Below are 21,777 nucleotides of genomic sequence, written 5' to 3'. Positions count from 1 at the left end.
GAATCCGAAAAGGAGGCGCCGGCCCGATTCCGGCCGTCGGGGGGACCCGCCCCCCGACGGCTGTGAGCTCACCCGGCCGTGCAGGCGGTCCCGTTCAGCGAGAAGGCGCCCGGGGCCGCGCTGTTGCCCGTATGGGTCGCCTGATAGCCGATGCTGACGCTCGCGTTCGGCGCGATCGTGCCGTTGTACGAGGCGTTCGTCGCCGTGACCGCCCCGGAGGCCGGGGTGTACGTGGCGTTCCAGCCGTTGGTGATGGTCTGCCCCGTGGGCAGGGTGAAGCCCAGCTTCCAGCCGTTCACGGTTGTCGAGCCGGTGTTGGTGATCGTCACGGAGCCGGTCAGGCCGGTGTTCCAGGCATTGGTGGTGACGCTCACCTTGCAGGGGCCGGCCGGGGGCTGCGGTGCGGGGCCGTCGTCGTCGAGGCCGAAGAAGGCGATGGCGAGCGGGCCCATGACGCCGTAGCTGTAGAGGCTGTGGCCGACGCCCTGGAGGCTGATCGCCTCGACGGGGGCCTGGTCACCGGTGCCGCCGTAGCGGGTGCGGGTCCAGCCGGACTGGGGCGTGTCGGTGGCGGCCGGGGTCTGGCCGAGGCCGAGCACGTTCGTCCACTGCTTGATCTCCTCCCCGAAGTTGGGGTAGCGCAGCACGTCGTCCTCGGTGCCGTGCCAGAGCTGCATACGCGGCCGGGGGCCGGTGTAGCCGGGGTACGCGGACCGGACGAGGTCGCCCCAGGCCTGCGGGGTGCGGGTGATCGTGCCGTTCGCGCAGGCGCTGTTCCACTCGGAGCCGTCGGTGGTGGCGAAGCAGCCGAACGGGACGCCCGCGAAGGCTGCGCCCGCCTTGAAGACATCGGGATAAACGCCGAGCAGAAGGTTGGTCATCATCGCGCCGGAGGAGATGCCGGTGGCGTAGATCCGCGAGGTGTCGGCGTCGTAGGTGCCGGTGACCCAGTCGACCATGGACTTGATGCCCACCGGGTCGCTGCCGCCGCCTCTGGTCAGGGACTGCGGGGAGGCGACGCCGAAGCACTTGCCGGCGCGGGTGACCGACGGGTAGATCACGATGAACCCGTAGCGGTCGGCGAGCGAGGCGTACTCGGTGCCGGAGTACATGGCCGGGCCGGATCCGGTGCAGTAGTGCACGGCGACCAGAACCGCGGGACGGTCGGTCACGGTGTCCGGGACATACACGTACATCTGGAGGTTGCTCGGGTTGGTGCCGAAGTTCGTCACCTCGGTGAGCGTCGCGGCGGGGACGACGTCGGTGGTCCCGGCGCGGGCGGCGGGTGTGGTGACGAACAGGGCGGCGAGCGCCGCAAGGCGAGCTACCAACGTCAGCGATCTTCTGGTGGGGGTGGGCACGTCCTTGTCCCTTCTGGTGGCGGCTCGTGGACGTGGATCGGCGAGTGCGGTACGTCTGGGCAGGGCATCGTGGCATGCACATGGCCGCCATAGAAGCGCTCCCACGCTTCGAACGAATTCGCTCGGCCCGCCGACCACGGCGGCCGAAACTGTCGCGCGTGAAGCGTTGACCAGAAAGCGCTTACCCTCTACCTTCCGTTCAACAGTGCGACCGACCGGCGCCCCAACGGGCGCAATCGGTCGCACAGTTCATGGATGGTGTTCAGAATCACGAACTCCGTTCACGACAAGAGCCGACAGATCTGACCCCCACTCAGAAGAAGGCATCGGGACATGACTTCACGGCACACCAGGCGTCGCGCCCTGATCGGCGGGCTCGCCTCACTCGGCGTCACGGTTGGCATGACCACGACAGGAACGGCTCCGGCGGCGCACGCCGCCACCTGGCCGACCCCCACCAGCAGCCGGCCGGTGAGCGCCACCATCCCCGTGTCCGGCACGGTCGACGGCGGGATGAAGCGGTACTACGGCAGCGGCGACCTGGCCGGCGACGGCCAGGAAGAAGGCCAGGACCCGATCTTCCGGCTCGCGGCCGGCGCGACGCTGAAGAACGTCATCATCGGCGCGCCCGGCGCCGACGGCATCCACTGCGAGGGCAACTGCACCCTGCAGAACGTCTGGTGGGAGGACGTCGGCGAGGACGCGGCGACCTTCCGGGGCGGCTCCACCTACACGGTGACCGGCGGCGGCGCGAAGAAGGCGGCGGATAAGGTCTTCCAGCACAACGGTCCCGGCACGGTGAACATCTCCAACTTCGCGGTCAGCGAGTTCAAGACGCTCTACCGCTCCTGCGGCGACTGCTCCACGCAGTACACGCGCAAGGTCAACCTCAGCAACATCGAGGTGACCGGCACAGGGACCACCGCGCGCCTGGTCGGCATCAACGTCAACCGGAACGACGTGGCGACCCTGCGCGGCATCACGATCCTCAACGACGCGAGCCGCAAGGTCATCCCCTGCCAGAAGTACAACAACAACACCGCGGTCGGCACGGGCCCAGACAGCACCAACTGTCTGTACTCGGCCTCCGACATCACCTACCGCTGATCCCCCCGCGGTGAAGGCGGCCGTACGAAGCGTCCCCGCACGGCGCTTCGCACGGCCGCCGTGTCATTCCCGCCCGGCACGCGCGCGTACCTGCTCGGTCACCTCGCGCTGGTAGCCGGTGTAGGCGGCGCGCAGCGGCGCCCCCGGCCAGTCGGCAGGCAGGAGTTCGGGCGGCAGCACCGGATCGGCCAGCAGATGGCGTACGACGGCGGCGAAGGCCGTGAACCGGTCGGCGGGGCGGTCCGCCTCGGCGATGTGCGCGAGCAGCGCCCGGGCTGACGCGGCCCAGGCGTCCAGTGGCCACAGAGTCTCCGCCAACTCGCGCGCGGGGGCGGCCGGTCGTGCGGTGTAGTGCCGGCTCACCGGGTCGAGGTCGGCCGGCAGGGGGCGGGGCAGGTTGGCGGGGCGCAGCCAGACGCCCTCGCGGAGTTCGGCCAGCCGCAGGGCGGTCAGCCGGGTGCGCAGTTCGGCGCGTTCGGCGGCGCCGCGGCCGGTCGCGGTGATCACGACCATCTCCCAGTCACCGCCCCACGCGCGCGTGCGGGGACACACAGCCTCGTCCTGGCGGCGCTGGCGCTCCAGCAGCCGGTCGCTGAGCCGGTAGACGGTGTCCGCGCGGTGCAGATCCCCGGCGGCCACCATCCGGCTGAGCGCGGCCCGCACCGTGGAAGCCCCCACCCCGAAGGGCTCCACGCCGCGCACGAGATCCTTCACCGGCAACTCGGGCGGATGACTGCCGAGCAGCAGGCTCAGGACGACCGAGCGGGCGGACAGTGGGCGCAGGGCGAGTTCTCCCGCCTCCGCCGTCTCGTTCGTCCGCATGAGCACGTACTGTACGGCGCCGATCTTCATGTTGCACTATTGCTGCGGCTGTAGCCGAAGTGCAACACTCACCGCATGGTCCTGACACCCGAGCACGAGCCGTACGCCACGCACGACGTCACCAACCAACCCCCTCCCCTGGCCCCTTACGACGCCTCCGAGGACGCGGCCCTCTTCGAAGGACTGCGGCGCGAGGGCGCCGGGTGGGCCGAGGACGACATCCGGCGGCTCGGCCGCGAGGCCGGCGGTGTCGCGGCCCAGGAGTGGAGCGACCAGGCCAACCGGCGTGAGCCCGAGCTGCGCACGCACGACCGGTACGGCCATCGCGTCGATGAGGTCGACTTCCACCCGAGCTGGCACGACCTGATGCGGGTGGCGGTCGCCGAGGGTCTGGCCGCGGCGCCCTGGGCCGACGACCGGAAGGGCGCCCATGTCGCCCGTACCGCGGGCGGTCTGGTGTGGGGGCACACCGACGCCGGACACGGCTGCCCCACGTCGATGACGTACGCCGCCGTCCCCACGCTGCGCGCCCAGCCGGACCTCGCCAAGATCTACGAACCCCTCCTGACCAGCAGGGAGTACGACCCGGGGCTGCGCGTGCCGAGCGAGAAGCGGGGTCTGCTCGCGGGCATGGGGATGACCGAGAAGCAGGGCGGCTCCGATGTCCGGACCAACACCACCACGGCCGCGCCCACCGCCGAACCGGGCGTGTACACCCTGCGCGGCCACAAGTGGTTCACCTCGGCGCCCATGTGCGACGTCTTCCTGGTGCTGGCGCATGCGCCGGGCGGTCTGTCCTGCTTCCTGGTGCCGCGGATCCTGCCCGACGGCACCCGCAACACCTTCCGTATCCAGCGCCTGAAGGAGAAGCTGGGCAACCGCTCCAACGCCTCCTGCGAGCCGGAGTTCGACGGGACCGTCGCCTGGCTGGTCGGTCCCGAGGGCCGGGGCGTGAAGACCATCATCGAGATGGTCAACTGCACACGTCTGGACTGCGTGATGATGTCGGCGGCACTGATGCGCAAGACGCTGGTGGAGGCCGGGCACCACGCCCGGCACCGCAGCGCGTTCGGCGCGCGGCTGCTCGATCAGCCGCTGATGCGCAATGTTCTGGCCGACCTCGCGCTGGAGTCCGAGGCCGCCACGACGCTCACCCTGCGGCTGGCGGGAGCGGCCGACCGGGCGGTGCGCGGAGACGACGGATCAGGCGCCGAGGCGGCGTTCCGGCGGATCGCCACCGCCGTCGGCAAGTACTGGGTCACCAAGCGGGGTCCTGCCTTCACCGCGGAGGCCCTGGAATGCCTCGGCGGCAACGGCTACGTCGAGGAGTCGGGCATGCCGCGCCACTACCGCGAGGCTCCCCTGCTGTCGATCTGGGAGGGCTCGGGCAATGTCAACGCCCTCGACGTGCTGCGGGCGCTCGGCAAGGAGCAGGGCGCGGCCGAGGCCCTGTTCGATGAACTCGCCCTGGCCCAGGGGGCGGACGCCCGTCTCGACGCGGCCGTGACCCGGCTGAAGGTCATGCTGCCCAAGGCCTCGCAGACCGGCGCCCGGCGCCTGGTGGAGCTGATGGCGGTGGCGCTCCAGGCGTCCCTGCTGGTCCGGCACGCCCCGGCCGCGGTCGCCGACGCGTTCTGCGCGACCCGCCTGGGCGGCGACTGGGGCCACGCTTTCGGCACCCTGCCCGACGGCGCGGACCTGGGCGGCATCCTGGACCGGGCCCTGCCCGCACCGCACTGACCGGATCGCACACAGTCACCTCCCGATTCCGCCCCGTTGTCAGTGCTGTGGTGCACACTCCGAACCAGGTGGCACTTGCCTGGGGAGGACTACGTGTTCACGGGGATCGACGAGGTCGACTGGGCCTCGATGCGACATGCGTACGGCAGCGCCGAGGACGTGCCCGCACTGCTGAGAGGCCTGGCCTCGACGGACCCCGCCGAGCGTGAGATCGCGCTCGACGGTCTGTACGGCACCGTGCACCACCAGGGAGACGTGTACGACTCGACGCTCGCCTGCGTTCCGTTCCTGTTCGCGCTGGCGGCGCGCCCGGATCTGCCGGACCGGGGCGCCGTCGTGGAGCTGCTGGTCAGCATCGGCGGGGAAGGCGACGGTCCGTCGGCCGTACGGGCCGGCGCCGAGGTCTTCGGCCGGCTCGCCGGCGACCCGGATCCCGGGGTGCGCCGGACGGCTGCCGACGCGCTCGTGCGGTTCCTGGACCCACCGGCGCGCGTGCTGGACCTGTTACGGGAGCGGATCAGGGTGGAGCGGGACGACCCGGTCCTGCTCGCCCTCACCGAGAGCCTGGGACTGTTCGCCCGGAGGAACCCCGCGCACGCCGACGCCGCGGTGGACCTCCTGGCAGCACAGGCCGCGCTGCCGTACGGGCCGGAGCTGCGGCTGGCCGCGCTCGGCGAACTCGCCGGGTGCGCGCCCGACCGGATACCCGCCGACCTGGTTCCCACCGCCGTCCGACTGCTGCGGGAGCGGTCCGAACGGCGGGCCCGCCGGGAGGCGATGTGCGCCCGCCCGCTCACCGACACGCTCGTCGGACGTCTGCGCCGCCTGCGGCCGTCCGACGAGGAGGGCTCCCAACTGCTGCGCACCCTCCACAACGCGCTCGACGGCCGGACCGCCGACCGGATCGCCCTGCTGGTCGGGCAGTTGAGCAGCCCGGACTGGGCGGATCGGTGCAACGCGGTGTGGATGTCCGGCGGACTGTTCCGTACCTGGCGGGCCGACTTCAGCGAGCCGGTCGCGCTGATCGGGGCGCAACTGTCCGCGCAGGAGGACCGGTTGCGGGATGCGGCGGTGTCCGCGCTGAAGCAGCTCTTCGGGCTCGCCGCTCCGGCCGCCGACGATCTGCACGCGCTGGTGACGGCCCGTCCCGAGCTGTGGGTGCGGCAGTGGGAGCGCGGCTCGCCGACGCTGGGTGATCCGCTCAGGGCGCTGGTCAGGTGCGGGGATCCACGGGCCGTGCCGGTACTGGGCGAGGTGCTGGCCGGGGCCGTGGTGCCGGACGGCCTGGGCCATGAGCTCTCCTGGCTGGGCGCCGACGCGGCACCGCTGGCACCGGCGCTGCGGCGCCGTCTGGGCTCCCTCGCCCTCGACGATCCCGAGACGCCGACACGGGCGGCGCCGCTGCTGCGGGCGCTGACGGTGCTGGGGGACTCGGAGGCGGTGCCCGAGGCGCTGCGGCTGCTGGAGGGCGGGGTCGTCGAGTACGCGGTCCCGGCGCTCGGCGCGTGGGGATCCGCCGCGCGGGAGGCGATACCGGCGCTGTCGCGGCTGCTGGACACCGAGTTCGCCGTCCCCGCGGCGGCCGCCCTGTGGTCGATCGAGGGGGACGTCTCGGCCGTACTGCCCGTCCTGCTCGGGGAGTTGGCGCACCCGGACTCCCGTCGGTGGGGCGTGGCCGTGGAGGCGTTGGGGCGGATGGGGCAGGCGGCCCGTGCCGCGCTGCCGGAGCTGCGCCGGGCGACCGAGTCCGCAGGGCGGGCGGAGCGACGGGCTTCGGCGGCCTGCGCCCTGTGGCAGATCGGCGGCGAGGCGGAAGCGCTTGATCCCGTGCTGCGCTCCTCGTGGGAGCAGAGGCCGCACCTGCGCCGCTCGATCGCCGTGTGTCTGCTCACCATGGGTCCGGCAGGCGCGCCGCTACGGGATCTCGTGGAGTCGGAACTCACCGCGCCCCGGCGCCACACGGCCCACTCCGACGGTTACGGCAGCCATGACATTCCGCACGACGAGGAACTGCTGAGGCTGTGCCGGGAGGTGCTGGTGCGCCTGTAGGGGCTCACTCACCCCGTCGTCCGTCGCCACAGCGGCCCGAACCGGGCCCACTCGGCACCCCACTGATCGATCCGCCGCCGTTCCAGGCGTCCGCGCACCATCCGGCCGCCCACGAATGGCACGATCGCCGCGCTCGCCCCCACCAGTCCCCCGGAGAGGGCGGCGCGCAATCGGGCCTGGGTGGGGGTGGCGGGCTCGGTGACCAGGCGGCCCGTGCGGTCCGTCCAGATGGTGACCGCGGCCCCCGCCTCGCTGCCCGGGCGGACCCGGGCCTGTCCCGTGCGGTGGGTGCCGTCCGGGGCCGTCCAGCCCACCTTCGCCCACATCTGCTCGCCGTTGGAGACATCGGGCGCCTGATCGGTCAGCCGGGCCTGCACGGGACGCCACTCGGCGCGCTCCCGGGCCAACCCCCGCTCGACGGAACCGGCCGTCGCCAACCCGACGGTCACGCCCACGAGGACGGTGACCGCCCAGGCCCCGAGCAGCACCCAGGACTCCACCGCGTCGGCGGTGCGCTTGAGCGGATTGCGCCGCCAGCGCCACAGCCACACCCTCGGACCTCGCAGCGCCATCGCGGGGTTCCTCCTCATGCGCACACCGACCGGACCGCCCTCCCATACGACGGACGGCGTCCCGATGCTCACGACATCTGCCGGTCCCCGACCGTCGCACGCGCCCGAAACCCGCACCCGCGTCTTTGGGAAACCGCCCCACCCGCCCGGGCCGCGGGCTATCATCGCCGCCCTGACCTGCGACGAAGCCGTTTCCAGAGGTGGCTGTCAGTGGCGGGGTGCAGACTGGCCCCTGTCTGAGACAAAGACGTCGCGGAAGGTGATCGGCATGACCGAGGTACTGCTCACCGTGGGCACACGCAAGGGCCTGTTCATCGGGCGGAAGCGGGGTGACGCCTGGGAGTTCGACCAGAGCCCCTACTTCAACGCACAGGCCGTGTACTCGGTCGCCATCGACACCCGCGGGGAGAGCCCGCGCCTGCTGGCCGGCGGGGACAGCGCGCACTGGGGCCCGTCGGTGTTCCACTCCGACGACCTGGGCCGCACCTGGACCGAACCGCCCCAGCCGGCCGTCAAGTTCCCCAAGGACACGGGGGCTTCGCTGGAGCGGGTGTGGCAGCTGCACCCGGCGGCGGCCGAGCCGGACGTGGTCTACGCGGGCACGGAACCGGCCGCGCTGTACCGCTCGGAGGACCGCGGCGAGAGCTTCGAGCTGGTCCGCCCGCTGTGGGAGCACCCCACCCGCTCCCAGTGGGTGCCGGGCGGCGGCGGAGAGGGGCTGCACACGGTGCTGACCGACAAGCGTGACCCGCGGTCGGTGACGGTGGCGGTGTCGACCGCGGGCGTGTTCCGCACCTCGGACGGCGGCGCGAGCTGGGTGCCCTCCAACTCCGGTGTCTCCGCGGTGTTCCTGCCCGATCCCAACCCGGAGTTCGGCCAGTGCGTGCACAAGGTGACGCGCGACGCGGCGAACTTGGACCGGCTGTATCTGCAGAACCACTGGGGGGTGTACCGCAGCGACGACGCCGGCGCGACCTGGACGGACATCGGCGAGGGGCTGCCGTCCACCTTCGGCTTCGCCGCGGCCGCCCATCCGCACCGCGGTGACACGGCGTACGTGTTCCCGATCAACGCCGACGCCGACCGGGTGCCCGCGGGACGCAGGTGCCGGGTCTTCCGTACGGCGGACGCGGGCAAGACCTGGGAGGCGCTGTCGGCGGGGCTGCCGCAGGAGGACCACTTCGGCACGGTGCTGCGCGACGCCCTGTGCACCGACGACGCGGACCCGGCCGGCGTGTACTTCGGCAACCGCAACGGCGAGGTGTACGCCTCCTCCGACGACGGCGACAGCTGGCGGCAGTTGGCCTCGCATCTGCCGGACGTGCTGTGCGTGCGCGCGGCGGTGGTCGGATGAGCCGCACCGGGTTACGTCCGGGCCTTGGCCACCGGTTGATCGCCGCTGTGTGTACGGCAGTAGGGTGACGCCCGTGGCACCACGACCCTTGCATGAGATCGTCGAACCGGGCTGGGCGAAGGCCCTGGAACCCGTCGCCGGACGGATCGCCGAGATGGGCGACTTCCTGCGCGCGGAGATCGCCGCGGGACGCACCTATCTGCCCGCCGGACCGAATGTGCTGCGGGCCTTCCAGCAGCCCTTCGACGAAGTGCGGGTCCTGATCGTCGGACAGGACCCGTATCCGACCCCGGGACACGCGGTGGGACTGTCGTTCTCGGTCGCACCCGAGGTGCGACCGCTGCCCGGCAGCCTCATCAACATCTACCGCGAGCTCCACACCGACCTCGGGCTGCCGCAGCCGTCCAACGGCGATCTGACGCCATGGACGCAACAGGGCGTGCTGCTGCTCAACAGGGCGCTGACCACGGCCCCGCGCAAGCCGGCCGCGCATCGCGGCAAGGGGTGGGAGGAGGTCACCGAGCAGGCGATACGGGCACTTGCCGCGCGCGGCAAGCCGCTGGTGTCCATCCTGTGGGGCCGTGACGCCCGCAATCTGCGCCCGCTGCTCGGCTCCCTGCCGTCGGTGGAGTCCGCCCACCCCTCCCCCATGTCGGCCGACCGCGGCTTCTTCGGCTCGCGGCCGTTCAGCCGGGCCAACGACCTGCTGATCAGGCAGGGGGGTCAGCCGGTGGACTGGCGCCTGCCGTGACCGAGGCCCGCGGACTCCTCGCCGTCGACTCCGGGGGCTCCGGGCTGCGGGTCGTCGTCGGCACCGTCGAACGGGGCGTACTGGCCCAGCGGGAGTCCCGCGAGCCGGTGCGCACCGGAGAGCGCGGGATCGACGCCGGGCACCTCATGGAACAACTGGTGCCCCTGGTGCGGGAGTCGACCGCCGAGGCCCGGCTCGCGCAGGTGCGCGCCGCCGCGATCGGGGCCGCGGGCCTCGCCACCCTGGGGGACGCACTGCGCGCGGAGCTGCCGGCCGCGCTGGCGCGGGAGTTCGGGATCCGCAGGGTCGCGCTGGTCGCCGATGCCGTCACCGCCTACACCGGCGCCCTGGGGCCCCGGCCCGGTGCCGTCCTCGCCGCCGGTACGGGCCTGATCGCCATCGGCACCGACCTGACGCACTGGCGTCGGGCCGACGGCTGGGGGCATCTGCTCGGCGACTGCGGCGGCGGGGCCTGGATCGGCAGGGCGGGGCTGGAGGCGGCGCTGCGGGCCTACGACGGTCGCCCCGGTGGTTCGAGCGGCCTGCTGGCCCGCGCCGAGAAGCTGTTCGGCCCGCTGCCCGGACTGCCAGGACAGCTGTACCCGCGGCCCGACCGCCCCGCCGTCCTCGCCTCCTTCGCACCTGAGGTGGCCGCCTGCGCCGCGGGCGACCCGGTGGCGGCGGGCATCCTGCGGGACGCCGCCCGGCACATGGCCGAGTCCGCGGCCGCCGTCTGCCCGGCCGAGGGGGAGCCCCAAGTCGCGCTCACCGGCGGACTGTTCAAGATGGGGGACCCCCTTCTCGTACCCCTGGAAGCGGAGTTGTCGCGGCGCCTGCCGCACGCCCGGCGGGTGGCGGCCGAAGGGAGCCCGCTGCACGGGGCTTTCCGGATCGCGACGGAGCTGGCGTCGGGGACGCTCACTCTGCCGAGGGATGGGGCGATGCTCTACGTGGTCACCGACAAGGCGGACTGATCGCCTACGCCGTCCGGTTCCGCAACGCGCGTAACTCATCAGACAAAACCGGACGGAAACCGCTCACCTGCACCCTCCCCGAACAGGGGAGCCCAGGAAGCCAGTAACATGCGTCGCCATGAGCTCCCCCACTGGGCCCGCGTCCGGCCTGCCAGTACGAATGCCGCGACCTCGTCAGCCCGGGCGGCACCGCCGACCCGAGCCCCTGGCGGCTCCCGAAGGCGCGCCCGCGCTCGTTCTCGCGGTGCCGGGCACGCCGGGCGCCGCCACGCGCAGTCTTGCCGAGGAGGTCGTGAGCATCGCCCGCTCCGAGCTGCCCGGCCTTGACGCCCGGATCGGGTATCTCGACGGGGACGACGCGGAGTTCGCCACGCTCCAGACCGTGCTCGCGCACACCACCCAGGAGCGCACCGCCCGTTACGAGCAGGCGGTCGCCGCGGGCGTGGAGGCCAAGGCGCCCGAGGGTCCGGTGGCCGTCGTGGTTCCGCTGCTGGCCGGTCCGGACAGTGCGCTGCTGCGCCAGGTCCGCCAGGCCGTGATGGACAGCCGGGTCGCCGCCGATCTGACCGACGCGCTCGGCCCGCACCCGCTGCTCGCCGAGGCGCTGCACGTGCGTCTGTCGGAGGCCGGTCTGGCCCGCGCCGACCGCGCCCGTCTGTTCACCGTGGCGACCGCCGCTGACGGCATCATCCTGGCGTCCGTGGGGGGCGAGGAGGCGGTGCAGGCGGCCGGGATCACCGGCATGCTGCTCGCCGCGCGCCTCGCGGTGCCGGTGATGGCGGCGGCCCTGGACCAGGAGGGCTCGATCGCCTCCGTCGCCGAGCAGCTGCGCGGCTCCGGCTCGCAGCAGCTCGCGCTCGCGCCGTACCTGATAGGGCCGGAGATCGACTCGGCGCTGATCGAGGACGCGGCCAACGAGGCGGGCTGCTCCGCCGCCGAGCCGCTCGGCGCCTATCCGGCCATCGGCAAGCTGGCCCTGGCCAAGTACACGACGGCGCTGGGCATCGCCCCCCAGCAGCCGCAGGGCACGCCGGCCCGCTGAGGCCCGGCCACGCTCACGGCACGACGAAAGGGCCCGCTCCACGCGACGGAGCGGGCCCTTCGTCATGCGCCGGGTCAGCCGATGACCACGCAGGACGCCGCCGGAACCTCGATGGAGCCGCCGTAGCGCGGCAGTCCCGACGCCGGGTCCACCGCGAACCAGGCCACGTCGCCGGAGCGCTCGTTGGCGGCGTACAGGAAGCCGCCCGCCTCGGTGAGGGCTCTGGGCCAGTGGCCCCGGCAGGGCACGGTGCCGAGCAGCCGGAGCGCCTCGCCCTCGACGGCGAACGCGGACAGGACGTCCTCGCCGCGGGTCGCGGTCCACAGGAAGCGTCCGTCGGGCGCGACGGCGATGCCCGAGGGATAGGCGTCGCCCGCCGGGGCGCCCGGCAGCACCTGCGTCTCGGACAGCGGCTTCAGCGAGCCGTCGGCGGCGTCCCAGCGGCAGACGGTGACGGTGGGGGTGAGTTCGTTGATCACGTACGCGTATGTGCCGTCCGGGTGGAAGGCCAGGTGGCGGGGGCCAGAGCCAGGGCGCAGCGCGTACTCCCCGTGGACCTCCAGGCGGCCGTCCGTCAGGGTGCACACCCGTACCGAGTCGGTGCCGAGATCCACGCTGACGGCCCAGCGGCCGCTCGGGTCTGCCTGGACCTGGTGGACGTGCGGGCCCTGCTGGCGGGGTGTGTGCGGGCCGGAGCCGGTGTGCTGCAGGACGGCGGAGGGGGCGCCCGCGAGGGAGCCGTCGGGGCGCACGGGCACGGCGCTGACGCTTCCGGAGCCGTAGTTGGCGGTCAGGACGTGTCCGGCGTACAGGGCGAGATGCGTGGGGCCGCTGCCGGCCACGAGGGTGGGTGGGCCGATGAGCTCGGGCTCTGTGCCGTTCACCCGGTACGCGGCCACGGCTCCCTCGGTCGTCTCGCTGACCGCGTAGAGCGTGCCGCCGTCGGGTGCCAGGGCCAGGTAGGCGGGGTCGGGGACGTCGTGCGCGCCGGTCAGAGGGGTCAGTGCCCCGTCGTCGGCGTCCACGGCCGCCACCACGATCCCCGGCCCCCCGGCCGCCGTGAACGACCCGATGAAGGCCCGCCTGTCACCGTCTGCCACCACTGTCCCCTTTCGGTCGGGTGCCCTCCGGTGGTGACGGTAGCAGTCGATCAAGCGCGGTCTAGACCAAGCCACCCGCATGTGGCGACGTCCGCCGGGCGGAGCCGTCCTTCTCGGTGGCGACGGCGGACGCGGACAGGAGTGTCGCAGCGGCGAGGCCGCCCCACAGGGCGGTCGGGCCGTGGGGGGCGAGGGCGGTGATGGCCGCCGGGGAGACGGCGAGGCCGAACCCTGTGGAGAGTTCGAAGCGGGCGAGGGTGCGGCCCAGGACCTGGGGCGGGGCGAGGGCGGTGACGAGTGCGGTGGCGCTGCCGGCGTAGATGATCTCGCCGATGGTGCAGAGCACGGACACCACGGCGACGGCCGGGGCGCCCCAGCCGTTTCCCAGTGAGGTGGCCGCGAGGAAACCGAGGTAGGAGGCGGTGAGGACGACTCCGGCGAGGGCCAGCACGGCTCTCCGGGATTAGCGGGACAGCAGGAGGGTGACGGGGAGCTGGAGGGTGACCACCAGCACCGTGTTGGCCACGAAGATGGCCGCCGACCACACCGGGGAGGCGTGCAGCTGGGTCACCAGGACCAGTGGGAGCGCGATCTCGGGGACGTTGAGGCAGAAGACGTAGACCACGTTGGCGGCCAGTAGGGCGGGCATCCGGGGCGCGGGAACATCCCCCGCCTCCTGGGCCTCGGCAGCGGCCGGACGCGCGTGCAAGTGGACCGACCACGCCAAGGCCGCCGCGGCGAGATAGGCGAGGCCGGTGGCAGCCGCGAGCGCCCGCAACGCGGTGGTGCCGCCCGCCAGGCACACGGTGGCGATGAGCGCGCCCACGCCCAGGCCTGCGTTGCGCAGGGCGCGGCCCGCCGCGAGGGCGGCGTCGCGTTCCCGGCCGTGGGCGACGGTGGCCACGAGGGCGGCGTGGGCGGCGGGCCATGCCTGGTGCCGATGCCGTGGAAGAGGGCCGCCGCCGTGAACAGCCAGACGTGGCCCTGAGGGGTGGCCAGCAGCAGCACCACGCCCAACACCCGTACCAGCATCGACGCCGCCACGACGGTGCTGCGGGCTCCCCGGTCCAGCCAGCGGCCCACGGCGGGCATGCACACCAGACCCGCGACGATGCCGGCCGTCATGGCGATACCGGTGGCCGGTGCGGACAGCTTCAGCACCGTCACCCCGTAGAGCAGCAGAAAGGGCCGCAGCAGGCCGGTGCCGAGCGCGTCCACGGCCAGGGCGACGGCGTAGGGGGGGCCTCCGGAGGCGCGGACGAGGGCGCGGGGCCGGATCTTGCTGGTGGTTGCCATGGTGTCGAACGGTGCGTCCGGCCGCGGGGCCGGGCACGTGGGTTGACGGACACCGTCAACCGATGGCGTCGTCGGCCGTCCGGGCGGCGATGATGATCGGATGACGTTGAGGATCGACATCAGCGGGCTGCCGTCCGAGCGGCTGCGGTTCGCCGCCTCCCCACTGGCCGAGCTGACCGCGATGCTGCACGTGCTGGCCGAGCCAGGGCATCATCCGCAGCACGCCGACTGGGCCGCGGACGTCTGGGCCGGTCTTGAGCCGGAGCCGGCCGAGCGGTTGCGCGAGGCGGAGTTCCTCTGGCGTTCCTCGCAGGCCGACTTCCTGTTCCCCGCCCGGCCTCGGCCGACCCTCGCCGAGGAGCTGGACGACGTGGACCGGATCGACGACGAGACGTTTGTGACCGCCGCGCTCGTCACCACATGCGGCGGCAACCGGGTCCCCTTCCCCGCTCCGTCGCCGCTCAGCGACGCCGCCGCACGCGAGCGGGCCCTGGACCTGGCCCAGGCCCGTGGGGCGCGGCAGGAGGCCTTCGCGGAACGGCTGCTCGCGGGCCCGGCCACGGTGCGGGCGCGGGTGCGCCACACCCTCGAACAGTGCGCCGAGGCCTTCTTCGACGCCGCCTGGGCGGGCGTCGCCGTGCGGCTCGCCACCGATCTGCGGGTGAAGAACGACCTGCTCAGGCGCCAGGGCGTCGGGGCGGCGCTCGCCTCGGTCTCCGGCGCGGTCTCCCTCGCCCCGGACGGCGACTGCATCGTCGTGGACAAGCTCCAGGACAAGGCGACCGCCGCGCACGGCACCGGGGTCACCTTCATCCCCAGCGTCTTCAACCGCCCGCACCTGGTGGTGGTCCACGCGCCCGGCTGGCAGCCGGTGGTGCAGTACCCGGTGGCCGAGCCGGGTCCGTCGGAGCCGGTCTCGCTGGAGACGGTCACCCTGCGCCTTGAGGCACTCGCCCATCCGATACGGCTGCGGCTGCTGCGCACCTTGGCACGCGGTCCGCACACCACCGGCGAGCTGGCCCACACCTGGGAGCTCTCTGCCCCGGAGGTCTCCCGCCACCTCGCCGTGCTGCGCCGCGCGGGCCTGCTCACGGCCCGGCGGCAGGGCCGTTACGTGCGCCACACCCTCAATCTGCCCGACCTGACGGCACTGGGCACCGACCTGCTGGCGGCGGTACTGCGCTGACCGGCGCCTCGGACCTCAGGCGCCGACCAGCGGGGAGCCCGAGGCCGTTCTGAGCGGCGTCGCCAGCTCCGCCAGGGCCCGCTCCAGACCGTGCAGATGGGCCAGCGCGGGCTCCGCCGCCGACGGCTGCCCGGCGGGAGCGGTGATGTCCGCACCGCCGGTGAGCGCCTCGACAGCGGCCTCGACGCGCCAGCACGCGGCGGCCAGGCGGGCGTCGTGGGAGGCCACGGGGTCGGCGGCCACCGCGACCAGGCCGCGGATCTCACGGGCGCAGTCGTCGAGCAGGGCGAGCACCGTGCGGGCGCGGCGCTTGCGGCCCCGCATCGGGTTGAGTGGGTGGACCAGCGGGGCGACCGACAGACGGACCCGGCCGAGCAGCTGCTCCAGTTCGGCCACCCGCGAGGCCGGGTCGGCCGTCGTGGAGCCCGCGAGGCGGGCGGCGGCCTCGGCGGTCGCGGCGTGGACGCAGCGCAGGGCGCGCTGGATCCAGGCGTCGGTGACGGCGTGCGTGGTGACGGGCAGGACGAACAGCACGGCGAGCACGGCGCCGAGCGCGCCGACCCCGGTCTCCGCGAGCCGCAGCGCCAGCAGCGCGGGATCGAGGACGCCGAGCAGGCCGTAGAGGAGCTCGGCGAGCAGAGTCACGCAGAGCATCATCCAGGTGTACGAGACCGCGGCCGTGTAGAAGATGCCGAAGACGCAGACGGCCAGGATGACGGCGGTGGGGATCGGCGCGCCGTCCACGGGGACGGCGACCGCGAGGCCGAGGCCGATGCCGATCACCGTGCCGAGGACCCGGCGGAAGCCGCGGACCAGGGTCTCTCCGCGCGAGGTGGTGTTGACGAAGACCCACCACGTGGCGCCGACGGCCCAGTACCAGCGCTCCCCGGAGACCAACTGGCCGACCACGAGGGCGAAGCCCGCTCCGGCGGTGGCCTGGACGGCCTGGCGCGTGGTCACCCGGGCGAGGCCGGTGCCGCCGGGCGCGGCGGGCACGAGGGCGGGGGCGGGGGGCAGTCGGCGCTCGTAGCACCACAGTCCGAAGCGCACGCCGAAGGCGACGAGCAGGGACAGGAGTACGGCGGCGTAGAGCTCGGGGAGGTGGCGCGGGGTCGCCTGGAGGAACTGCGCCACGAAGTACGTCATGAACGCGAAGACGCCGAGGCTGTGGCCGCGCGGGCCCCAGCGGCGGGCGTACACGCCCGCGCCGACGACCGCGAGGAAGGTGACGTCGCGGGCGAGCGGCTGGTCGTGCAGCTCGGCCGCCGCGGCGAGCACGGGCAGGCCGACGAGCGGCAGCAGCGCGGTGGTGACCGCCTGGCCGCGGACCGTGGAGTCCGTGACCGTGAACAGGGCGAGCAGCGCGGCGAGGCCGCCGGTGACGGCGCCGACGAGGGAGTGTCCGGCGAGGCCGCAGACGACGACCGCGAGACCGATGCCGACGACGGCCCGCACGGCGAAGCGCAGCCGCGCACGGCCCGGGTCCGGCGCCATGAACACCCTCTTCAGCACTGCTTCCCGCCCCCTGCTCGGACATGGCATGAAAAAGGCGCCGCGGGGTCCGCAGCGCCATCGACGGTTTCATTGCAGCATCCGCCCGGCTGCTGGCTCAAGTCGTGTCGAATAGGCTGGGCCATTGGCACATACGGTTCGGTCCGGGGCCGCCCAGGGGCGGGCCAACGGACCATGCGCGAGGAGGCCGGCCCGATGGCCGTGGACGAGCTCGACACCCGCATCCTGCGGCTGCTGCTGGAGCAGCCGCGCACCAGCGTGCGCGAGTACGCCCGCATCCTCGGGATCGCCCGAGGCACCCTCCAGGCCCGGCTCGACCGTCTGGAACGGGACGGTGTGATCACCGGCACCGGGCCCACCCTGTCCCCCGGCGCCCTCGGCCACCCGGTCCTCGCGTTCGTGCACATCGAGGTGACCCAGGGCCACCTGGACGACGTGGGCGACGCGCTGGCCGCCGTACCGGAGATCGTGGAGGCATTCTCGATCACGGGCGGCGGGGATCTGCTGACCCGGGTGGTGGCGCGTGACAACGCGCATCTGGAGGACGTGATCCAGAAGCTGATCAGCCTGCCCGGTGTGGTCCGCACCCGGACCGAGGTGGCACTGCGCGAGCGGGTGGCGCACCGGCTGCTGCCGCTGGTGGAGTCGGTGGGCCGCTCGGCCCGCACATGACTCTGGGCATGCTGGATCCCATGGGCACTCTCGGCGGCACTGGAAGGCCCGCTATGGACCGCGGGCCTCGGTCGAGGAGCTCCTCGCCGCCAAGAACTCCGCCGACGAGTTCGACCACGGCAAGCCCGCCCCCGACGTCTTCCTGGAGGCCGCCCGCCGCCTGGGCGCCGAGCCCGCCGACTGCGTGGTCCTGGAGGACGCCGCCCCGGGCGCCGCCGCGCACGCGGCCGGGATGCGCTGCATCGCGATCCCGTACGTCGCCGCGCAGGCCGACGCCCCCGAGTTCGCGACGGCCGGGCTCCTGCTGCGCGGCGGTCAGCCGGAGTTCACGGCGCGGGCGGCGTACGAGTGGCCGGCCGGTGCCGGGCAACCCTGAGCCGGTCTCGCTGGTCATGATTGCGTGTCCCGGATACTCAACGCCCTCGGCCTGCGCCGATGAAGGCGCGGCAAGGCGAGCTGATCCACCTCTATCAGCTCAGACGACTGCACACGAGCCGTGAACGTGCGGAGCGGACCGGCCGACTGTTCACCATGGCCGCCCGACTGGCCGCGGGTGCCGCGGTGTTGCTCGGGTGGCTGGCGGGGGGCCTGCTGTGGTGGCAGCCCGACCCGGCCGGGCTGCGGCAGGCGCTGGCGGTCGGTGGTGCGGCGCTGGCCTGCGGGGTGCTGTGGGCGGTGCTGTTGTGGCGGGCCGCGCGATGGCTGCGCGGCGGCATGATCGCCGACGCCGGGAGTGAACCGCCGAGGGTTGCTGGTCTGGCACCCGACGGCTGGGGCGATCCCGAGTGGCTGTGGAACACGCTGCGGATCGCGAACCTGGTCCTGATGGGCGTCCCGATCGCCGGTCTTGTCATGGGTCTTGGCGCCGCCGGGTCGCTGGAGGACATCGAGAAGTGGGTGCCCGTGGTGCGCTGGCCGCTGACCGGGGGCGCTCTGCTGCTGACCGGGCTCATGGGCGGGATCATCGGCGGTCTGTCCGTCGGCTTCGGCGCCGAGACGGAGGAGTGCTGGACACCGCGCGGGGCCGTGGGCTGGCTGAGGGTCTACGGGGTGCCGTTCCTGCTCTCCGTGCCGTGGCTGTCGGGCAGTTACGAGATCTGGGCCGGCGCACTCGTCGCCCTGGCCGCGATATGGCTGCTCATCGCGCCCGTGAACAAGGTCGCCACGAACATCCCGAGCGTCTCTTCCGACTGAACGGCCGGAACTGACCGCTCCAGACCCGTTGACCCCCACGCGCCCCGTTCCTATCGTCTGGTCGACTATTCGCACAGCGTTCGATATATCGACCACCTGTAGATTACGACGTGGACTCGTGGAGGAGCACACATGGCACCGCCCCTCTCCAGACGATCCCTTCTCCAGACCGCGGCCCTCGCCGTGGCCGCACCCGCGGTCTCCCTCGCCCCAACGGCCCGCGCCGCGGCGGCCGTTGCCGAGGCACCAGCCGCCACGGCCGCCCCGGCCGCCTGGACCGTACAGCCCTTCGCACTCGACCAAGTCACCCTCGGCCAGGGCGTCTTCGCCGACAAACGCAAACTGATGCTCGACCACGCCCGCGGCTACGACGTCAACCGGCTGCTCCAGGTCTTCCGCGCCAACGCCGGTCTGCCCACCGCAGACGCGGTCGCCCCCGGCGGCTGGGAGGGCCTGGACGGGGAGGCCAACGGCAATCTCCGCGGGCACTACACCGGCCACTTCATAACGATGCTCGCCCAGGCCTGGGCCGGCACCGGCGAGCAGGTCTTCGCCGATCGACTCCGCACGATGGTCGGCGCGCTCACCGAGGTGCGCGAGGCGCTGCGCAAGGACCCGGTCGTGCTCAGCACAGCAGGGAGGTTCGGTACGGCCGCCGAGAACGTGCGCGGCTCCTACCAGTACGTCGACCTGCCCTCCGGCGTCCTCGGCGGCACATCCGCGGTGACCCTGTCCGCGTGGGTGAAGCCCACCCACGACGGCAACTGGGCCCGGGTCTTCGACTTCGGCGACAACACCACCCGGTACATGTACCTGGCCGCCCGCAATGCCGACGGCGTACCGCGGTTCGCCATCACCACCTCGGGCCCGGGCGCCGAGCAGGGCCTGAACGGCACCGCCGCGCTCCCGCTGAACCAGTGGAGCCACCTCGCCGTCACCATCGCGGGCGGCACCGGCATCCTCCACGTCAACGGCACCGAGGTCGCCCGCAACACCGCGATGACCCTCACCCCGGCCGCGCTCGGCACCCCCGTGAACAACTGGCTCGGCCGCTCGAACTACGCCGCCGACCCCGTCTTCGCGGGCGCCTACGACGAGTTCAACATCTGGTCGCGGGCCCTGACGGCCGCCGAGATCACCGAGTTGCAGAGCGGGCGTGCCACCGACTCCTCCGCCGGACGCGGCGACTTGGCGGCGTACGCCTTCGACGAGACGTCCGGCGGGACCTTCGCGGATGCCTCCGGCCGGAACCTCACGGCCACGCTGCGCCGCACCTGGGGCGGGCCCAGCCATGCCGGTTTCCTGGCGGCCTACCCGGAGACGCAGTTCATCGACCTGGAGTCGAGGACCAGCAGCGACTACACGAAGGTGTGGGCGCCGTACTACACCGCGCACAAGATCCTCAGAGGTGTGCTCGACGCCTACCTCGCCACGGACGACGCCCGCGCCCTCGACCTCGCGTCCGGCATGTGCGGCTGGATGTACTCGCGGCTGTCCAAGCTGCCGGAGTCCACGCGGCAACGCATGTGGGGCCTGTTCTCCAGCGGCGAGTTCGGCGGCATCGTCGAGGCCGTCTGCGATCTGCACGCGATCACCGGCAAGGCCGAACACCTCGCACTGGCCCAGCTGTTCGACCTGGACCGGCTGATCGACTCCTGCGCCGCGAACACCGACATCCTGGACGGCCTGCACGCCAACCAGCACATACCGATCTTCACCGGGTATCTGAGGCTGTACGACGCGACCGGCGAGCGGCGCTACCTCGACGCCGCCAGGAACTTCTGGGACATGGTCGTACCGCACCGTATGTACGGCATCGGCGGCACCAGCACGGGCGAGTTCTGGAAGGCGCGGGACGTCATCGCGGGGACGATCAGTGCCACGACGGCGGAGACTTGCTGCGCGTACAACATGCTCAAGCTGAGCCGCACGCTGTTCTTCCATGATCAGGCGCCGAAGTACATGGACTACTACGAGCGGGCGCTGTACAACCAGGTGCTCGGTTCCAAGCAGGACAAGGCCGACGCGGAGAAACCGCTCGTCACCTACTTCATCGGGCTGACGCCCGGTCATGTGCGGGACTACACGCCCAAGCAGGGCACCACCTGCTGCGAGGGCACCGGCATGGAGAGCGCCACCAAGTACCAGGACTCGGTGTACTTCCGGAAGGCCGACGGCAGCGCCCTCTACGTCAACCTGTACAGCCCGTCGACGCTGACCTGGGCGGAGAAGGGCCTCACGGTCACCCAGACCACCAACTACCCCAGGGAGCAGGGGACCACCCTGACCCTCTCGGGCGGAAGCGCGGCCTTCGAGCTGAAGCTCAGGGTGCCGTCCTGGGCGACGGCCGGGTTCCGCGTCACCGTCAACGGCCGTGCGGTGTCCGGCACTCCGACCCCCGGCGGCTACGTCACGGTGTCCCGCACCTGGCGCGGCGGCGATGTCGTCCGGATCGCCGTCCCCTTCCGGCTCCGGGTGGAGAAGGCCCTCGACGACCCGTCGTTGCAGACGCTGTTCTACGGCCCGGTGAACCTGGTCGGCCGTAACTCCGCCACCGGCTACCTGGAGTTGGGGCTCTACCGCAACGCCGGTCTCTCCGGCGACCTGCTTCCCTCCCTCACCCCGGTGACCGGCAAACCGCTGCACTACACCCTGAACGGAACCGAGTTCGCCCCGTTCTTCGAGGGGACCGAGGACCCGACGCACGCCTACTTCCGGCGCGCGGAACCCGGGGTGGTCTTCGGCAACACCGACTCCGGCGTCGCCAACCCGGCACGGTCCGACGGCACCACCCTCCTGGACGAGATCTGGGCCGGGGCACCGTTCGGCGGCAAGAGCGCGCTGCTCGCGCGGGTGCGGTCCACCGTGGACGCGTGGGTCACGGCGGGGCTGCTGGGCGCGGCCGACGGGCGGACGGTGGTGCGTACGGCGGAGCGGGCCACCTTCGCCGCCTGACCCCGCGGGCGGCGGGCGCGCATCGGGTGCGTCCGCCGCCCGGCACGGGGATCCTGGAGGCCCCATGACGATCGGCGTGTCCGTGGAACG

The 21,777-nt window shown here is 72.8% G+C and carries 17 protein-coding genes and 1 pseudogene; 12 read left to right on the top strand and 6 right to left on the bottom strand.

Annotated features, from left to right (window positions below):
• Nucleotides 1–68 precede the first annotated feature (68 nt).
• A complete protein-coding gene (locus H4N64_RS00840) occupies nucleotides 69–1,361 on the bottom strand; it encodes an extracellular catalytic domain type 1 short-chain-length polyhydroxyalkanoate depolymerase (protein WP_186279903.1) in 1,293 nt (430 codons plus the stop codon).
• Between the two features lie 333 nt (nucleotides 1,362–1,694).
• Between H4N64_RS00840 and H4N64_RS00835 the strand changes: the two genes are divergently transcribed.
• On the top strand, nucleotides 1,695–2,468 hold the full coding sequence (locus H4N64_RS00835; RefSeq protein WP_186279901.1) for a pectate lyase: 774 nt from the start codon (nucleotides 1,695–1,697) through the stop codon (nucleotides 2,466–2,468).
• Between the two features lie 63 nt (nucleotides 2,469–2,531).
• On the opposite strand, the gene H4N64_RS00830 is transcribed toward H4N64_RS00835, so the two are convergent.
• Complete coding sequence (locus tag H4N64_RS00830) at nucleotides 2,532–3,290, bottom strand: PaaX family transcriptional regulator C-terminal domain-containing protein (RefSeq protein WP_186279899.1); 759 nt, start codon at nucleotides 3,288–3,290, stop codon at nucleotides 2,532–2,534.
• Between the two features lie 75 nt (nucleotides 3,291–3,365).
• Here H4N64_RS00830 and H4N64_RS00825 point away from each other — a divergent pair, with 75 nt between their 5' ends.
• Nucleotides 3,366–5,030 (top strand): acyl-CoA dehydrogenase family protein, encoded by a 1,665-nt coding sequence (locus tag H4N64_RS00825; protein ID WP_186279897.1) that lies wholly within the window; start codon nucleotides 3,366–3,368, stop codon nucleotides 5,028–5,030.
• A 93-nt stretch (nucleotides 5,031–5,123) separates the two neighbouring features.
• Nucleotides 5,124–7,079, top strand: coding sequence for a HEAT repeat domain-containing protein (locus tag H4N64_RS00820; protein WP_186279895.1), 1,956 nt, complete (start codon nucleotides 5,124–5,126; stop codon nucleotides 7,077–7,079).
• Between the two features lie 8 nt (nucleotides 7,080–7,087).
• Here H4N64_RS00820 and H4N64_RS00815 read toward each other — a convergent pair whose 3' ends face one another.
• Nucleotides 7,088–7,651 (bottom strand): Rv1733c family protein, encoded by a 564-nt coding sequence (locus H4N64_RS00815; RefSeq protein WP_186279893.1) that lies wholly within the window; start codon nucleotides 7,649–7,651, stop codon nucleotides 7,088–7,090.
• A 268-nt stretch (nucleotides 7,652–7,919) separates the two neighbouring features.
• Here H4N64_RS00815 and H4N64_RS00810 point away from each other — a divergent pair, with 268 nt between their 5' ends.
• The 4 genes from H4N64_RS00810 to H4N64_RS00795 all read left to right on the top strand — a co-directional run bounded on the left by H4N64_RS00810 (nucleotide 7,920) and on the right by H4N64_RS00795 (nucleotide 11,772).
• The gene (locus tag H4N64_RS00810) at nucleotides 7,920–9,005 is read left to right on the top strand and encodes a WD40/YVTN/BNR-like repeat-containing protein (RefSeq protein WP_186279891.1); all 1,086 of its coding nucleotides are present in this window, start codon (nucleotides 7,920–7,922) and stop codon (nucleotides 9,003–9,005) included.
• Between the two features lie 73 nt (nucleotides 9,006–9,078).
• Nucleotides 9,079–9,756 carry a uracil-DNA glycosylase gene (locus H4N64_RS00805; RefSeq protein ID WP_186279889.1) on the top strand — a complete coding sequence of 226 codons (678 nt, stop codon included), beginning with the start codon at nucleotides 9,079–9,081 and terminating at the stop codon, nucleotides 9,754–9,756.
• Nucleotides 9,753–10,730: a BadF/BadG/BcrA/BcrD ATPase family protein gene (locus H4N64_RS00800; RefSeq protein ID WP_186279887.1), complete on the top strand. Its 978-nt coding sequence runs from the start codon at nucleotides 9,753–9,755 to the stop codon at nucleotides 10,728–10,730. Before H4N64_RS00805 ends, H4N64_RS00800 begins: the two co-directional genes overlap by 4 nt.
• A gap of 118 nt (nucleotides 10,731–10,848) precedes the next feature.
• A complete protein-coding gene (locus H4N64_RS00795) occupies nucleotides 10,849–11,772 on the top strand; it encodes a sirohydrochlorin chelatase (RefSeq protein WP_186279885.1) in 924 nt (307 codons plus the stop codon).
• A gap of 74 nt (nucleotides 11,773–11,846) precedes the next feature.
• On the opposite strand, the gene H4N64_RS00790 is transcribed toward H4N64_RS00795, so the two are convergent.
• Together H4N64_RS00790 and H4N64_RS00785 are read right to left on the bottom strand one after the other, a co-directional pair.
• Nucleotides 11,847–12,875 (bottom strand): beta-propeller fold lactonase family protein, encoded by a 1,029-nt coding sequence (locus tag H4N64_RS00790; RefSeq protein WP_186279883.1) that lies wholly within the window; start codon nucleotides 12,873–12,875, stop codon nucleotides 11,847–11,849.
• 58 nt (nucleotides 12,876–12,933) lie between these two features.
• Nucleotides 12,934–14,168, bottom strand: a pseudogene (locus tag H4N64_RS00785) (MFS transporter).
• A 100-nt stretch (nucleotides 14,169–14,268) separates the two neighbouring features.
• Here H4N64_RS00785 and H4N64_RS00780 point away from each other — a divergent pair.
• Nucleotides 14,269–15,354, top strand: a complete 1,086-nt coding sequence (locus H4N64_RS00780; RefSeq protein WP_186279881.1) for a helix-turn-helix domain-containing protein — start codon at nucleotides 14,269–14,271, stop codon at nucleotides 15,352–15,354.
• Between the two features lie 15 nt (nucleotides 15,355–15,369).
• On the opposite strand, the gene H4N64_RS00775 is transcribed toward H4N64_RS00780, so the two are convergent.
• Complete coding sequence (locus H4N64_RS00775; protein WP_186279878.1) at nucleotides 15,370–16,866, bottom strand: FUSC family protein; 1,497 nt, start codon at nucleotides 16,864–16,866, stop codon at nucleotides 15,370–15,372.
• A 195-nt stretch (nucleotides 16,867–17,061) separates the two neighbouring features.
• Between H4N64_RS00775 and H4N64_RS00770 the strand changes: the two genes are divergently transcribed.
• The 4 genes from H4N64_RS00770 (at nucleotide 17,062) to H4N64_RS00755 (ending at nucleotide 21,687) form a co-directional block, all read left to right on the top strand.
• The gene (locus tag H4N64_RS00770) at nucleotides 17,062–17,538 is read left to right on the top strand and encodes an Lrp/AsnC family transcriptional regulator (RefSeq protein WP_186279876.1); all 477 of its coding nucleotides are present in this window, start codon (nucleotides 17,062–17,064) and stop codon (nucleotides 17,536–17,538) included.
• The gene (locus tag H4N64_RS00765) at nucleotides 17,441–17,914 is read left to right on the top strand and encodes an HAD family hydrolase (protein ID WP_336246606.1); all 474 of its coding nucleotides are present in this window, start codon (nucleotides 17,441–17,443) and stop codon (nucleotides 17,912–17,914) included. The genes H4N64_RS00770 and H4N64_RS00765 overlap by 98 nt, the downstream gene beginning before the upstream one ends.
• A 59-nt stretch (nucleotides 17,915–17,973) precedes the next feature.
• Nucleotides 17,974–18,732, top strand: coding sequence for a hypothetical protein (locus tag H4N64_RS00760; protein WP_186279875.1), 759 nt, complete (start codon nucleotides 17,974–17,976; stop codon nucleotides 18,730–18,732).
• Between the two features lie 132 nt (nucleotides 18,733–18,864).
• Nucleotides 18,865–21,687 carry a beta-L-arabinofuranosidase domain-containing protein gene (locus tag H4N64_RS00755; protein WP_186279874.1) on the top strand — a complete coding sequence of 941 codons (2,823 nt, stop codon included), beginning with the start codon at nucleotides 18,865–18,867 and terminating at the stop codon, nucleotides 21,685–21,687.
• The last annotated feature ends 90 nt before the right edge of the window (nucleotides 21,688–21,777 follow it).

Source organism: Streptomyces cupreus (assembly GCF_014257025.1).
Taxonomy (GTDB): Bacteria; Actinomycetota; Actinomycetes; order Streptomycetales; family Streptomycetaceae; genus Streptomyces; species Streptomyces cupreus.
Note: the sequence above shows the minus strand (reverse complement) of the source record. Positions and strands in the feature narration are given on the sequence as shown.

Excerpts from the sequence above, each read along its gene's own strand:
- H4N64_RS00795 (WP_186279885.1), top strand. The coding sequence starts at position 10,849 with ATGAGCTCCCCCACTGGGCCCGCGTCCGGCCTGCCAGTACGAATGCCG.
- H4N64_RS00830 (WP_186279899.1), bottom strand. The coding sequence starts at position 3,290 with ATGCGGACGAACGAGACGGCGGAGGCGGGAGAACTCGCCCTGCGCCCA.
- H4N64_RS00835 (WP_186279901.1), top strand. The coding sequence starts at position 1,695 with ATGACTTCACGGCACACCAGGCGTCGCGCCCTGATCGGCGGGCTCGCC.
- H4N64_RS00815 (WP_186279893.1), bottom strand. The coding sequence starts at position 7,651 with ATGGCGCTGCGAGGTCCGAGGGTGTGGCTGTGGCGCTGGCGGCGCAAT.
- H4N64_RS00780 (WP_186279881.1), top strand. The coding sequence starts at position 14,269 with ATGACGTTGAGGATCGACATCAGCGGGCTGCCGTCCGAGCGGCTGCGG.
- H4N64_RS00825 (WP_186279897.1), top strand. The coding sequence starts at position 3,366 with ATGGTCCTGACACCCGAGCACGAGCCGTACGCCACGCACGACGTCACC.
- H4N64_RS00755 (WP_186279874.1), top strand. The coding sequence starts at position 18,865 with ATGGCACCGCCCCTCTCCAGACGATCCCTTCTCCAGACCGCGGCCCTC.
- H4N64_RS00770 (WP_186279876.1), top strand. The coding sequence starts at position 17,062 with ATGGCCGTGGACGAGCTCGACACCCGCATCCTGCGGCTGCTGCTGGAG.
- H4N64_RS00760 (WP_186279875.1), top strand. The coding sequence starts at position 17,974 with ATGAAGGCGCGGCAAGGCGAGCTGATCCACCTCTATCAGCTCAGACGA.
- H4N64_RS00810 (WP_186279891.1), top strand. The coding sequence starts at position 7,920 with ATGACCGAGGTACTGCTCACCGTGGGCACACGCAAGGGCCTGTTCATC.